Consider the following 15,272-nt stretch of genomic DNA (forward strand, 5'->3'; position numbering starts at 1 on the left):
TATATGCTAATTCTATGTTTTATTGAAAAATCCTTCTTTTTGAGGGTTTTTTTTTAAAATTAGGTCTTTTTTTCTATTTTTTTTGCCAAATTCCACAAATTATCCATCTCTTCGAGGGTCATTTCTTCCATTTTTTTACTATCTTTCTCAGCTGACTCCTCTATGAATTTAAATCTTCTAATGAACTTTTCGATTGTTCGATTTAGTGCTAATTCAGGTCTAACTTCTAAAAATCTAGCTACATTTACTACAGCAAATAACAAATCTCCTACTTCTTCATTGATCTCCTCCTTGTTATCACTGTCTAATACATCAATTAATTCTTGAAGCTCTTCTGAAACCTTTTTAAGGGCACCATGTACATCTTCCCAATCAAAGCCAACCTTTGCAGCTTTTCCTTGTATTTTGTAGCTTTTCATTAGAGCTGGTAATTGTTTCGGTATCCTCACAAGGGATTCAGTATGGCTCTTTTCTTCCTTTTCTTCACGCTTTATTTCTTCCCAATTTACTAAAACCTTCTCAGAAGAATCTACCTCTAACTCTCCAAAAACATGTGGATGCCTGCTTATAAGTTTGTCGCATATACCTGCTATTACATCAGATATATTAAAGTATCCATTTTCTCTAGCTATTTGGCTATGAAACACTATCTGCAGAAGTAAGTCTCCTAGTTCTTCTTCTAGAAGTTCCATATCGTCATCCTCTAAAGCCTCCAGAACTTCATAGCTTTCTTCAATAAGATATGGCTTTAAGCTTTGGTGGTCTTGCTCTCTATCCCAAGGACAACCCTCTTTACTTCTTAGTTGTTCCATAATGCTTACCAAATTATCCATTTTATATTTTTTAATTTTATTATTGTCAATTTTTTCAATAAATATACTCGTTAAGTGATCTAGCCAATCTATTCTGTCTAATTCATATAATGGAACCTTAACTATCTTTTCTTCACCATCGATTCCTGCGGCTCTAATTATTGTTATTTCATATTCATCATCATAATATTCCATAAGTTTCAACTTGACATCTGATGCAACAAATCTATTATACACTTGAGTTATTATTATGTCTACATCAAAATCTGGCTTCTGTATATCCATTTGCAAGGCATCGATAATCTTAAGTCCATTTACGGGGTCCTTACCAAGAGTGCTAATAATTGCCTCTATAAAGCTTACACCTGCTACAAATTCTAGCTTAACATCTTCTCGCTTACAAATTTCTATAAGCTTTTGTACTGTATTTTCAGCCACAAATGGGCTTCCTGGAACTGCATAGACTACATCTTCATTCTGAGATAATTCAATAAGCTTGTCCACGATTTTGTCATAGACCTCTTGAAAGTTTTCATATGTATCATAAATATTGTCAAAACTCTCTGTTTTTATACCTAGAGTTTTTATATAGTCAACAATAGGATGCCTTTCAGTTCTAAGATATAGCATATTTGCTTCTCTAATTTTCTCAAAAGCCTCTAAAGTTAGATATTGTTTTCCTCCAGGTCCAATCCCTACTACAGTAATTTTTTTTGTCACTTTTATCACCTCAAACTTGTTACTAATTCTCCATTACTTTCTATAAAATACCTTGGCAACCTTATAAAGCTTTCTTCCCCCAGGCATTAATTCAAAGTCTTCTTCGCTTAATGTTCTAGTCACAAGAAGCATGAAACCATATATTAGAGCACCTATTGCAATAGAAACAACTGTAGCCATTCTAGAACTGATACCTAGGCTTAAAAACGAATAGGAATACCTAACACCTATTGCCATGACTCCAACAGATATAACAGGCTTTATGAAGTCTTGTATGATATTAAATTTAACCTTAGTATATTTCTTTACAAAAACAAAATTAAGTATACATGCTATTGCAAATCCTACTACAGTCGCCATGACTGCACCTCTAATATTTAAGGCAGGAATAGCAATTAGTATATAGCTTAAAATAAGTTTAACTATTGCACCAACTAGTAAATTTCCAGCAGCAACAAGCTGTTTACCTAATCCCTGTAATATACCCGTAAGCGTTTGGAATAATGATAAGAAAATAATTCCCCATGCTGAGATTCTTAGAATCTCTCCAGCCCCCATAGCTGCTTCAACCTTAGAGGGGTATAGAAGAAGCATTATATCCGTAGAGAGCATCGAGAGTCCTACAGCAGCCGGCAACGCAATCAGCAACGTTATTTTGATTCCTGCTTCAACATTCTTTAGTAGTTCTACTCTATTTTTTCTAGCCACTACAAAAGCAATAGCCGGTACTAGGCTCACCTGTAAAGCTGCTGTTATCGCTTGAGGAAAGTTTATTATAGTATTACCCATACCTAGTTGTCCCCAAAGCTTATTGGCAACTTCATTTTCGTAACCTATCATCATAAGTCGTCTTATTACTATTCCTGTATCAATAGCATTCATAAGTGGTAATACTGCTGCACCCATAGTAATTGGTATAGCTATTGAAAGTAATTTCTTTATTATTTCTGTGGAAGATTCATGAGTTCCATTTGTTTTCTGTAGATCGCCAAGGTTTTTTCTTCTATATCTAAAATATAAGTATGTAACAAATATACTACCTAGAAAAGCGCCAGCAGTTGCTCCAAATGTAGCTCCAGCTGCAGCTTTTTCGATGCTGAATTTCGAAAGCTTATATGCTAAATAAAGACCCACAGAGAACCTACCAAATTGCTCTATAATCTGAGATATGGCAGTAGGCTTCATGTCTTGAAGCCCTTGAAAATATCCCCTAAATGATGACATTATAGATACAAAAAACAGAGCTGGGGATAAAGCCAACATAGAATAGTATGCTTTAGGATTTTCAACTACAAGGTTGGATATTAAATCTGCTCCTGCAAATAAGGAAACTGATGTAGTTAAACCTATTATAAAGAGCACAAAAAAAGACACTTTAAATACTCTATGGGCACCATATCTATCTCCCGCTGCTACCCTCTCAGAAACCATCTTTGCAATAGCAGCCGGTATCCCTGCTGTTGAAACTGCAAGTAAAGCTCCATAAATTGGATAGGCACTATTATAATATCCTATTCCTGTGTCATCTACTAAGTTTGTTAAGGGAATTTTAAAAGCTGCTCCCAAAATTTTAGCTATAATAGCCGCTATGCCTAATATAAAGGCTCCCTTTACAAATGAATTAGATCTCCCTTTTTCCATTCCATGTCCTCCTAATATATAGAAATCAATAAGTTTATTTAAATCTCTATAATAACTATTTGATATAGATTTATTTCTAATTAATGAGTTTTCTCAATTCTACGCTTCTCTATACATTGCAAATGATATATATTACAAAGCATATTAATTATATCAAAATATATGAAATAAATCCTATATTTTAAACAAAATATTATAATTTTAAGATTTCTAAATAATCTATAAGTATGTGAATCAGTCTAACTTCTCAATCGCACCTTCCCTTATCAGTAGATTTTTAGCAAAAAAAAGAAAAAAGTAGTAACATTATGGATATTAGCTTTTACAACTTTACATTTAAAAGCAATTCCCTTTATTGTCACTACTTCATAATGAAGTACCTTTTATAATGCTTACTTCAATATGTATAACACTGTATATTATTAGTGCTCCATTTGTTTACCTAAAAATCCTGCAGCAGTTTCAGCAATCTTTGTCTCTAGTTCTCCCATCAGTCTATCTGTGTCTTTTGAAATAAGTATTACTGAACCTATAGGATCTCCATGAGCAGCTATCGGAACTATAATTTGTGAAGAATATTTTCTCATATCACTTTCTTCAATGGTTATAGGAACCAGTTTATCTGCTTCGTTGTATACTGCTGATTCTCTTTGCTCAATTACAGATTCTAAATCTTTACTAATTCTTTTATCATAGTATTCCTTTTTTGAACCTCCAGCTACAGCAACTACATTATCTCTATCTGTAATTATAGCTATAGCATTTATGGTTTCATTTAAAGACTCAGCATATTCAGTAGCAAATTCATTCAGTTCTCCTATGGGCGAATACTTTTTAAGTATTACTTCTCCTTCTCTATCTGTAAAAATCTCTAATGGGTCACCTTCTCTTATTCTGAGTGTCCTTCTAATTTCCTTAGGAATAACAACTCTGCCTAAGTCGTCTATTCTTCTAACTATTCCAGTCGCTTTCAATTGTTTTCCCTCCTAAAATCATTTGAAGTGAACTGCTAACTTATGGTTAGTATTTGTTCATATATATTTTTTATACATATATGGTAAATTTCTTTTTTTGTTCGATAAAATAAAAACTCGGGGACATAAAATCCCCTTGTTTGAGTCATATCTTTCTTCGAAAAATGATCTCAATAAAAAAACCATGGAATTCTCCATGGATTTTTGAGACTGTTGACAAACCTGAATTTCTTCGTTGTTGCTTCAACCAAGAACCCTTACGTATGTCTGTATACGCTGCGGTCTCTTAGTTTCAGCACGCCTCGAACTTCAGATTTCTCAACAGCCTATCATCCTGTTGACTTTGTCAACAAAATGAAAAATCCATGGAATTCTCCATGGATTTTTTATCTCATTATTTAAGGAATATATTCCTCTAAATTTCTATTTTAAATTTTCTTCAAATTTTTCAATCTCTGCATTACTCTTTAATTCTTCAATTTTCTCGATAAATTTGTCTTGAATTATTTTCGCTTCTACGTTTTTCTTTTCCATTGCTAGCTCTTCTTCTGATATTTCATCTTTTAAATCAGATATAGTCTTTTTACCTTCTACCTTAATTATATGGTAACCATACTCTGTTTTTACCAACTCACTTATCTCACCGATATTAAGTGAAAATGCAGCTTCTTCAAACTCTGGCACCATTGCATTTCTCGGGAAAAATCCTAGATCTCCATTATTATCTTTAGCACTTGGATCTTCAGAATTTTCCTTTGCTAAAGTTGTAAAATCTTCTCCCGCTTTAGCCTTTTCAAGTATTTCCTTAGCCTTCGTTTCATCCTTGATCAATATATGCTTTGCTCTAACTTGAACAACATAATCCTTAGTGATTTCGTCTAACTTTTCACCCTTAAGCCCTAGTTCGTCAATCACAGTTTTTTCATATTCAGAAACAAGCATTTCCATGCTTATTTGTTTTTTTACAAATTCATCATCTAGGTTGTTCTCTGCATAAAAGGTTTTTAGCGTCTCATCTTGGTCTAAACGTTCTTTAAAAGTAGTGTAGGTTTCTTCAACCTTTGCTTCATCAACTTTAATTCCTTTTTTATCAGCTTCTTGCTTTATTAGTTCTTCAGTAATTAGTTTGTCTAGAACTTGACCCTTTACTATCTCTAAAACTGTTTTCCCATTAATTTCTTGACTCCAAATATTTTCTGTATACCATTCATTGTATCTTTTTTCTACTACAACAAAGTTCTTAGTAAAGCTTTCAAGATATATATTTTCACCATTAACCTTAGCTATTACATTTTCATCTACAGTAGGCTTGTCCTCAGGTTGCTGACACGCAGCAAGGGTTGTCATTAAAAGCATTAGCACTAAAGCTATTGACAGCACTCTCTTATTTATTTGAAACAAAAAAACCATCTCCCTCATCGATGTTGTCCTAAATTATAGAATTAATATAACAAAACTTAATTTACACATATCCAAATATTCAATATTCCCAGGAATTTTGGAAGAGTACAAACCAATAGTTTTTCTTAGATCTCTATTATTAGAACCAAAATATTTGTGATACAATTTAAATTGTTTAGAAACTTATTCTGTCCTTATATCATTTATAGTAAAATTTTATATGTACAAATATAAAACTAATTATAAATAATATGAAATATCATAAGTTTTTCTGCACAACTTTCTCATAATAACTATTATATATTATATTAATCATGCTGAAAACCTCTAATTTTTTCTAACATCTTCTCCAATTCATCTAATTGTCTATTTTGATTTCCTTTTTTATCATCCATTCTATAAATAAAGTGGGGTTTATTGCTACAATTAATAATTATTTTCCTACCAAAGTTTTCAGAAATCTTAGCTAGTAAATAAGGGTCTAATTTATATTTAGTATCAAATTCAAATTTAAATCCTTGTTTAACCTCCGAAATTCCACCTATTTTAAGCTTTTGAGCTAAAACCTTTATATAGGATATTGATATAAGGTTATACACAGGTCTAGGCAATGTTCCAAATCTATCTTCTATTTCTTCCTCAATATTATAGGAATCTTGCTTCTCCCTAATTGATGCAATCTTCTTATATATTTCAAGCTTATATCTCTCGTTAGCTATATACTTGCTCGATATAAAAGCATCAACGTTTATATCAATTGTAGTTTCTATTACATCCTCTACATCTTCTCCCTTAAGGGATTTAACTGTATCCTCTAATAATTTACAATACAGGTCATATCCAATAGCAGACATGTGTCCATGCTGTTGAGATCCTAGTAGGTTTCCTGCACCTCTAATCTCTAAGTCCTTCATGGCTATTTTAAATCCTGAACCTAGTTCAGTAAATTCTTTTATAGCTCTAAGCCTCTTTTCAGCCACCTCAGAAAGAACCTTATCTTTTTCATATGTGAGATAGCAATAGGCAATTCTGCTGCTTCGTCCTACCCTTCCTCTAAGCTGATATAATTGTGAAAGCCCAAGTTTATCAGAATCAAATATAATCATAGTGTTTACATTTCCAATATCCAATCCAGTCTCAATAATAGTTGTACATACTATTACATCAAATTCCTTGTTAAGAAAGCTTATCATTATTTTTTCTAGCTTTCTTTCACTCATTTGTCCATGGGCATAGGCTACTCTAGCCTCAGGAACCAAGGTCTGTATTGTGGATGTAATTTTTTCAATATCCTTTACTCTGTTATATACAAAGTAAACCTGTCCACCTCTTTCAAGTTCCTTTACAATAGCATCTCTCACCATTCCTTCGTTATATGGCATAACAAAGGTTTCTACGGGAAATCTATCCTCTGGTGGATCTTCAATTATACTCATATCTCTAACCCCTATAAGAGACATATGCAGGGTTCTAGGTATAGGAGTTGCCGATAAAGTTAAGACATCAACACTTCTTTTCAATTCCTTAAGCGCTTCCTTATGCTTCACTCCAAATCTTTGTTCCTCATCAACTAGCAAAACACCTAGATCCTTAAAAGCTAAATCCTTCGACAACAGTCTATGGGTTCCCACTATAATATCAATAACCCCTGTTCTAACATCCTCTAAAATCTTTTGCTGCTGGGCTCTGCTCCTGAATCTACTAAGCATCTCTATGGTAACTGGAAAGTTTTTAAATCTTTCTACAAGGGTGTTATAGTGCTGCTGGGCTAATATAGTTGTAGGTACTAAAAAGGCCACTTGCTTACCATCCATAATCGCTTTAAATGCTGCTCTTATTGCCACTTCAGTCTTTCCAAAGCCAACATCTCCACACAGAAGCCTATCCATAGGTGATTCTTTTTCCATATCTACCTTAACCTCTTCAATACATCTCAATTGGTCAGGTGTCTCTTCATAGGGAAACATATCTTCAAATTGTCTTTGCCATTGGCTATCCTTTGAAAAACCATAGCCCTTAGATGACTTTCTTGCAGCATAGAGCTTGAGTAAATCCTGAGCCATATCTTCTATGGCTTTTTTAACCTTTGCCTTCGTTCTTTTCCACTCAGCACCACCTAGTTTATTTATCTTTGGTGCCTTTTCTTCACCGCCAATATACTTTTGTACCAAATCCATTTGATCTATAGGAACATAGAGAAGATCAGTCCCGGAGTACTTTATTTTTAAGTAGTCCTTTTTTGTATCTTCAACCTTCAATTGCTCTATACCAATATATTTTCCTATACCATGATTTTCATGTACTACATAATCACCAATATCAAGATCTCTAAAGGTTTTAATTTTTCTACCTTTTTTACTGAATTGCTTCCTTCTCTGCTTTTTTGATGATCCAAATATCTCTTTTTCACTTATTATGATAAATTTAGAATCAGTAAATATAAATCCATTTCCAAGGGTACCTCTAATAATAAAGGTCTGGCCTGATAATATATTTTCTTTAAAATCACTAAAGTACTGACATTCAATATCCTTGTCCCTTAGCTCATTTTCTATACCTTTTCCTTTTTCATCAGTCCTACATAACAATACAACCTTATAGCCTTTATATTTCCAGTTCTTTATATCCTCTGCAAGTAAATCCATTTTACCATGATATGAATGCATATCCTTACTTACAAAGGAAATATGGGCGCTAGGATAGAAATCCTTTATCTTCTTAGGAAGGCTGTTTATCAATATAGTATTTCTGTTGTTTAAGTCCTTTAGGGTCTCTTCATAGGGCCGTAGAATGTTATACTGACCTGTAAGTACCTCTCCCCTCTCAAGGAACTGCTTAAACCTTTCATTGAAGTCATCCAAATAACTCTGAACCTTCTCCCTTATTCTTTCAGGTTCATGTATGAATATTAAGCTGTCATCATGAAGATAGTCTAGGAAGGTTTCCGTCTCATTTAATAAATAGTTAATATAGTTATGAATACCGTCAAAATATATTCTATTATTAAGCTTGGATACAGCCTCTCCGATTTTTTCTTTCAAGCTCTCCTTTGGCCCATCCTCTAATCGCTTCTCATATTCACTAAGTTCGCTTTCTATCTTGTCTATACCCTTTTGGAGCAATTTATCATCTATAAGAGTTTCCCTTGTAGATTTAACTATAATATCCTTTAGTTTTTCTAAGGATAATTGAGTTTCAATATCAAAACTTCTTATGGAATCTACTTCATCATCAAACAGTTCTATTCTAATCGGATAATCATCCACAAAGGAGTAGAAATCTATTATTCCTCCTCTGACACTAAATTGGCCTTTTCCCTGAACCATGTCTACTCTTTCATATCCCATAAATACAAGTTTATCTATAAAATTACTGAGATCTATAATATCTCCAATCTTCAGATATATTTCGTGGCTTATCCAATCCTTTCCTGGAATTAATCTCAACAAAATACTATCAATCGTTGTAACCACAATACATTTTTCACCACTCAGAACTGAACGAATAGCCTTTAATCTTTCCTCAATAATTTGATTACTATGGGCATACACATCATAAAATGTTATCTCTTTCGCAGGAAAGTATAGAACCCTATCACCTGTAAAAAATCTTAAATCCTCATATATCTTTCTAGCTTCCAATTCGTTATGGGCTATAACTAAGCTTTGCTCCCCTTTATTAGCGCTTAATGAAAAAATAGTATTGCTAACGGCTGAGCCCGATGGTCCAGTTATTGATATTGGAAACATACCAGTTTTAATGCTCTGACTTAATTTTGAATACTCTTTAGAGCTTTTAAAAACATTTGAAAAAAGATTATTCATTCCTTATCTCATTCCTTCCAAAAATAAAGACACCTGAAGTACTTTGTAGTCTAACCCCTAATTAGGGTTCCAGTTTTGTTATAGAGATTCCAGTCAAAACTTTAACTTATACACATCAAAAATCCTCAGAAGCATCGGATATTTTAATATGTATAAATTAAGATTTACTTGGAACTCTTTATATCTAAATGATAACGCCTTTAGCCCGGATCCATAAGACCCGGGCATGTTAATACTAGTTATATATTTTTAATCTATTCATATTTATCTCCATAATTTATTACTCACTTAAGACTTAATTATCTATTTATTATAATTATTCATAGCTTTATCTATACCTTCTTCAATCATATTTTCAACGGCTTCCGTAGCTAATTTGATTGAAAGTATAATATCTTCCTTCTCTTTTTCAGCAAATTTACCTATAACAAAGGACACTAGATCTCCCTTTTCAGGTCTTCCAATACCAATCCTTACCCTTGGAAAAACATCTTGCTGGAGTAGGTATATTATATTTCGCATTCCATTATGGGTTCCACCACTACCTTTCTTTCTAATTCTCACTCTACCGAAGTCAATATCGATATCATCATATATTACTATTAATTTATCCAAGTCTATTTTATAGTAATTACATATTTCTGATACGCTTTGCCCACTTAGGTTCATAAAAGTTTGTGGCTTAACAAGCATAACCTTCTTCCCTGCAATTGTTCCTTCACCAATTAGTGCTTTATGTTTAATTTTTTTTACTTCAATATTATTTCTGTATGCTAAATAGTCTATTACTTCAAAACCTACATTATGTCTAGTTGCATCATATTTTCTACCTGGATTACCTAGACCAACTACTACGTACATTATTCTCACCTCATATATATAAAACTATCAATATTATACCATAAGTTCACCTTTTTAAAATCCATATATGCTTATATATAATATATATTAGTATATTACCCTTCCTTTGTTCCTCTTATTAGTGTGTAAATAAAAACTCCTGAGTATCGAACCCCTTCGTTTTGTTTTGTCCGACTTCTCTTCGAGAAATAATGTCGACAAAAAAAATAATTGCTGAATTCTAATCCAGCAATTATTTTTTATTTAAACCTATTAAATCTTAAATTTCTTTATTCCATCATTAAGCTCAAGAGAAAGCTCGTTCAGTCTTTCAGCTGCCCTAGCAACCTCTTCAACAGCCATACTTTGCTGTTGCATAGAAGCACTAACTTCTTCAGATGCTGCGGCGGTTTCTTCTGATACTGCTGAGATATTCTCTATAGCAGCAACTATCTCATCCTTTTCTTTATTCATAGCTGTAACAAATTCCCCAATTGAAGTAATCTTTCCTGAAATATTATCAATGGATGTAGATATAGCATCAAAGGAGCTATTTACTTCGTTAACCGCTTCTGATTGTTCTTGTGATCTTTCCTTAACATCCTTCATTATTTCTACTGTATTCTCACTATCTCTCTGAATATTTATTACTATTTCCTTTATTTCATCGGCTGCATCCCTTGAATCCTCTGCAAGCTTTCTGATCTCATCGGCAACAACTGCAAATCCCTTGCCGTGTTCTCCTGCCCTTGCAGCTTCGATTGACGCATTTAGAGCTAAAAGATTAGTTTGTTCAGATATAGAACTTATTGTTTCTAATATATTTCCTATGTGCTTAGTCTTTTCATCTAACTCACTAATTGCTCTTTCGATTTTTGAAGTCGCTTCATCATTTTGCTTCGTTTTTTCTTGGAGTTCTGTCATCATATTAACACCATTTACATTTGCTTGAGACACTTCATTTGCTGAAGATAGCATATCCTCTGTATTACTCGTAAGCTTAATAAAGTTCTCAGCCAAATGTGCCGTTAATGCAGCTCCTCTCTCAGATTCCGAAGCTTGGTCAGTGGCACCCTTAGCTATCTCTTCTACTGTCCTAGATACTTCTTCAGCAGAAGCACTAGTTTCTTCTGATGTTGCTGCAAGTCCTTGGGCTGCCATTGTAACCTCTGATGATAAGCCTTGAACATTTTTTATAAGATTACCTACATCTTCAATCATTAGGTTAAATCCATCGGCAAGGCTTCCTACCTCATCTCTAGTTTTCACTTCATTTCTTACTGTAAAGTCACCCTTCTTAATTTGCTCCATATTATGTAGAAGCTTAGCGATATGTTTAGTTAAGCCTGATGAGAATACTAACGAAATAACAACCGCAACAATTAATGAAATCGCTCCAAATATTAATGTGGTAGATAACACGCTGGAGGCATCCTCACCAATCTCATTAACGTACATTGTAACAAGTATAGTCCAATTTAATTTCTCAATCTTAGTAAATACAGCAAACTTATCGTATGACTCTTTAACTCCATCTCCGTCAGGGTCTTCATCCCACTCATAATCAGCATAACCATGATGGCTTTCATCTAATGCATTGTTTATCTCCTCTATAGGTAGAGGCTTCCCTATAAGCTCAGGATTTCTATGGGTCATAGTATTTCTATTCCCATCTAATATTACCGGATATCCATTTTTACCTACTTCAATTTCATTCATCTTTGCAGCAAGGGTATCTAATGTTAAATCTATCCCCATTACACCTACAAATTCTTTGTTATTAAAATTATTGTATACTGGAATAGCTACTGTGATAGTTAAATTTCCAGTGTTGGCATCTCTATAGGGTTCTGTCCAGATTATCTTATTCTCCTTTTTAGCCTTTTGATACCAAGGTCTTGAAGTTGGATCGTAATTAGTAAGGTCCTCCTTAGGATACATATGCATATCCTTATTCTTTGTACCTAAATATATGTATTCAGCTTCTGGATGGCTCTTGATATAGCTCTCGAAACTCTTCATCATCCACTCGGCAGAATCAGGATGACTAAGTACCTGTTGTACATTAGGATCTAGCGCCATTTGTCCAGCACTTTCTTCATAACCCTTCATCATATTGTTTATTGCTTCCTTAGTCTGCTCGACAAATTGAAGGGAAGAAGTCTTAAGATTTTCCTCTAATACAGCTACAGACTTCATATAGGAAAATGTTCCCAAGGCTAAAAGTGGAATAGTTATAAGAACAACAAACATAATTATTAGCTTTGCTTTAATTCCCATACCTTTCTTAAATCCCTTTTTCAAATGTAATTCCTCCTTTGTTTTTTTAACTGTGGGTCAAAGTACAAACTTACAAAACTTATAAATGCTACATTTTTTTCACAGTTCAACATTGTCTATTTATTCGACATTTTTATCCAAATTCCTTTTTTTTACCACAAAAAAAAGATGGTCACCAGACCATCTTAAGTGATTTTTAACTAACAAGTATATAGGTCAAATTAATCAAAAAGCACACTTACAGATTCATTTCCATATATTCTCTTTATAGCGTCACCGAGTATAGGAGCTACTGATAGAGTCTTCATATTTGGAAGTTTCTTTTCTTCAGGAAGTAATATTGTATCTAATACTACAATTTCCTTTATGTCTGCATCTTGTAATCTTTCAATAGCAGGTCCAGATAATACTGGATGTGTGCAACATGCATATACATCCTTTGCTCCAAATTTCTTTAATGCCTTTACTGCCTGTGTTATGGTTCCAGCAGTATCTATCATATCATCTATTAGTATAACGTTTTTGCCTTCTACTTCACCTATTATATTCATAACCTCAGCTACGTTAGCCTTTGGTCTTCTTTTATCAATAATAGCTAAGGAAGCATCAATTCTGTCGGCAAATTTTCTAGCTCTAGTTACACTTCCAAGATCCGGTGATACAACAACTACATCTTCTAATCCAAGCTCTTTAAAGTAGTTTCCAAGTATAGGTACTCCAAGTAGGTGGTCAACTGGAATGTCAAAGTATCCTTGTATCTGTGAAGCATGTAGATCCATTGTTAGAACCCTATCAGCACCAGCCGTAGTTAGAAGATCAGCAACCAGCTTAGCAGAAATTGGATCCCTCGCCTTTGCCTTTCTATCTTGTCTTGCATACCCATAGTATGGTATAACGGCATTGATTCTTGCAGCAGAGGCTCTTTTTAAAGCATCAATTAAAATAAGTAACTCCATAAGATACCTATTTACTAGAGGAGCACTCGTTGATTGTATAACATATACATCAGCACCCCTTACCGATTCAGTTATATTTACAGCTATTTCTCCATCACTAAAAGAATCAACTTCAGCAATTCCAAGGGGTAAACCTAATTCTTCACAAATTTCAAGTGCTAATTTTTTATTGGAATTACCCGCAAAAACCTTAATCTTTCTTTTTTCAACATTCATAGTATTTCCTCCTAGAGTTTATTGTATAGTGCTATTCTTTTACTAAGCCTTTTCTCCTAACCCATCCTTCTATATTGCTTTGCTTGATTCTTGCAACAGCTAAAGAGTCTTCTGAAACCTCTTTAGTAATTGTTGACCCAGCGGCAACATAGGCATTTTTCTTAATGGTAACTGGAGCAACAAGATTTACATTACAACCTACAAAGGCATTATCTTCAACGATGGTTTTGTTCTTATTTTTCCCATCATAGTTTACAAATACAACTCCACATCCAATATTTACATTTTTGCCAACTTCACCATCTCCAATGTAGGATAAATGTGAAGCCTTGGAATTGTCACCAATCTTAGAATTCTTCACTTCTACAAAATCACCAATTTTTACATTTTTACCCAAATCACTATTTGGTCTTAGGTATGCATATGGTCCTACCTTAGTATTTGAGTCAATCCTACTTTGTAGAACTGTGGAATTTCTTATTTCAATATTATCCTTTAGTGTAGAATCTTCTATACGGGCGTCAGGGCCTATTATACAATCTTCACCTATTACAGTGTTCCCCATTATGAATGTTCCTGGATACAAAACCGTATCCCTTTCTATTTTAACGTCTTTTCCAACATAGGTATTACTTGGATCTATTATAGTAACACCATTGTCCATTAGCTTATTCATGATTCTTTCTCTCATTATTCTTTCTGCATCAGCAAGCTGCCTTCGAGAGTTCACACCCATTATTTCAGTATGATCTTCAAGCTTAAATGCACTTACTCTTTTATTTTCATTATTTAAAATCTCGATAACATCAGTTATATAATATTCGCCTTGGCTATTTTTGTTATCTAATTTAGATAATGACTTTTTTAAATCCATTGCTTTGAAGCAGTAGATTCCAGAGTTGATCTCTTTTATGTTCTTTTGTTCTTTACTTGCATCTTTTTCTTCAACTATTGCTATTACTTGGTCCTTGTCGTCCCTTATAATCCTACCATAGCCAGTAGGATCGTCCATATCTGTAGTTAACACAGAGGCCGTAAAATCGTTATCCTGATGGAAACTTATAAATTTCTCCAGAGACTCTTCTCTAATAAGTGGCGTGTCTCCATATAATACTATTACATTTCCTTCTTCAGGTATTTCTTCTTCTGCCTGCATAACAGCATGGCCGGTACCAAGTCTTTCACTTTGAAGGACAAACTTGGCATCCCTATGTTCAATAGCTTTTTTAACTTCATCTGCACCGTGGCCTATAACCACAACCTTCTTATTGCAGTTCACATGTTCTACTATATCTAGAACATGTTCAATCATAGATACACCTGCCACCTTATGTAGTACCTTAGGCAGCTTTGATTTCATACGTGTACCTGCACCAGCAGCTAAAACAATAGACATCAACATATTCCTCAAAGCACTCCTTACTATAGAGTTTTAAGTAACACTATTAATTTTCATATATTCCAAAGACCTACAAGAATCGAGTATTCGTGTATACATGAATCAAGTTTTACCATGGGAACTCTATATTATTTATTTAAATTATATTTCAAATCTCATCAGACTTTCCGCGATATATTATATCATTTTATGCACAAAAAAACAAAAGC

At 33.6% G+C, this 15,272-nt stretch carries 9 protein-coding genes; all 9 read right to left on the reverse strand.

Going from position 1 to position 15,272, the window contains the following annotated elements; translation table 11 throughout:
• Window positions 1-59: 59 nt before the first annotated feature.
• Window positions 60-1,532 carry a nucleoside triphosphate pyrophosphohydrolase gene (mazG, locus tag R9X47_RS14155; RefSeq protein ID WP_432667507.1) on the reverse strand — a complete coding sequence of 491 codons (1,473 nt, stop codon included), beginning with the start codon at window positions 1,530-1,532 and terminating at the stop codon, window positions 60-62.
• Window positions 1,533-1,565: 33 nt separating this feature from the next.
• The gene (locus R9X47_RS14160; RefSeq protein WP_432667508.1) at window positions 1,566-3,173 is read right to left on the reverse strand and encodes a putative polysaccharide biosynthesis protein; all 1,608 of its coding nucleotides are present in this window, start codon (window positions 3,171-3,173) and stop codon (window positions 1,566-1,568) included.
• A gap of 422 nt (window positions 3,174-3,595) precedes the next feature.
• Entirely contained in the window at window positions 3,596-4,147 is a 552-nt protein-coding gene (gene spoVT, locus R9X47_RS14165; RefSeq protein WP_432667509.1) for a stage V sporulation protein T, read from the reverse strand.
• 423 nt (window positions 4,148-4,570) lie between these two features.
• The gene (locus R9X47_RS14170; protein ID WP_432667510.1) at window positions 4,571-5,548 is read right to left on the reverse strand and encodes a peptidylprolyl isomerase; all 978 of its coding nucleotides are present in this window, start codon (window positions 5,546-5,548) and stop codon (window positions 4,571-4,573) included.
• 308 nt (window positions 5,549-5,856) lie between these two features.
• The gene (mfd, locus tag R9X47_RS14175) at window positions 5,857-9,372 is read right to left on the reverse strand and encodes a transcription-repair coupling factor (RefSeq protein WP_432667511.1); all 3,516 of its coding nucleotides are present in this window, start codon (window positions 9,370-9,372) and stop codon (window positions 5,857-5,859) included.
• Between the two features lie 303 nt (window positions 9,373-9,675).
• A complete protein-coding gene (gene pth / locus R9X47_RS14180) occupies window positions 9,676-10,233 on the reverse strand; it encodes an aminoacyl-tRNA hydrolase (RefSeq protein WP_432667512.1) in 558 nt (185 codons plus the stop codon).
• A 252-nt stretch (window positions 10,234-10,485) separates the two neighbouring features.
• Window positions 10,486-12,516 carry a methyl-accepting chemotaxis protein gene (locus tag R9X47_RS14185; RefSeq protein WP_432667513.1) on the reverse strand — a complete coding sequence of 677 codons (2,031 nt, stop codon included), beginning with the start codon at window positions 12,514-12,516 and terminating at the stop codon, window positions 10,486-10,488.
• Window positions 12,517-12,713: 197 nt separating this feature from the next.
• Entirely contained in the window at window positions 12,714-13,664 is a 951-nt protein-coding gene (locus tag R9X47_RS14190) for a ribose-phosphate diphosphokinase (RefSeq protein ID WP_432667514.1), read from the reverse strand.
• A gap of 31 nt (window positions 13,665-13,695) precedes the next feature.
• A complete protein-coding gene (glmU, locus tag R9X47_RS14195) occupies window positions 13,696-15,066 on the reverse strand; it encodes a bifunctional UDP-N-acetylglucosamine diphosphorylase/glucosamine-1-phosphate N-acetyltransferase GlmU (protein WP_432667515.1) in 1,371 nt (456 codons plus the stop codon).
• Window positions 15,067-15,272 lie beyond the last annotated feature (206 nt).

Source organism: Wukongibacter baidiensis (genome assembly GCF_050888315.1).
Lineage (GTDB): Bacteria > Bacillota > Clostridia > Peptostreptococcales > Caminicellaceae > Wukongibacter > Wukongibacter baidiensis.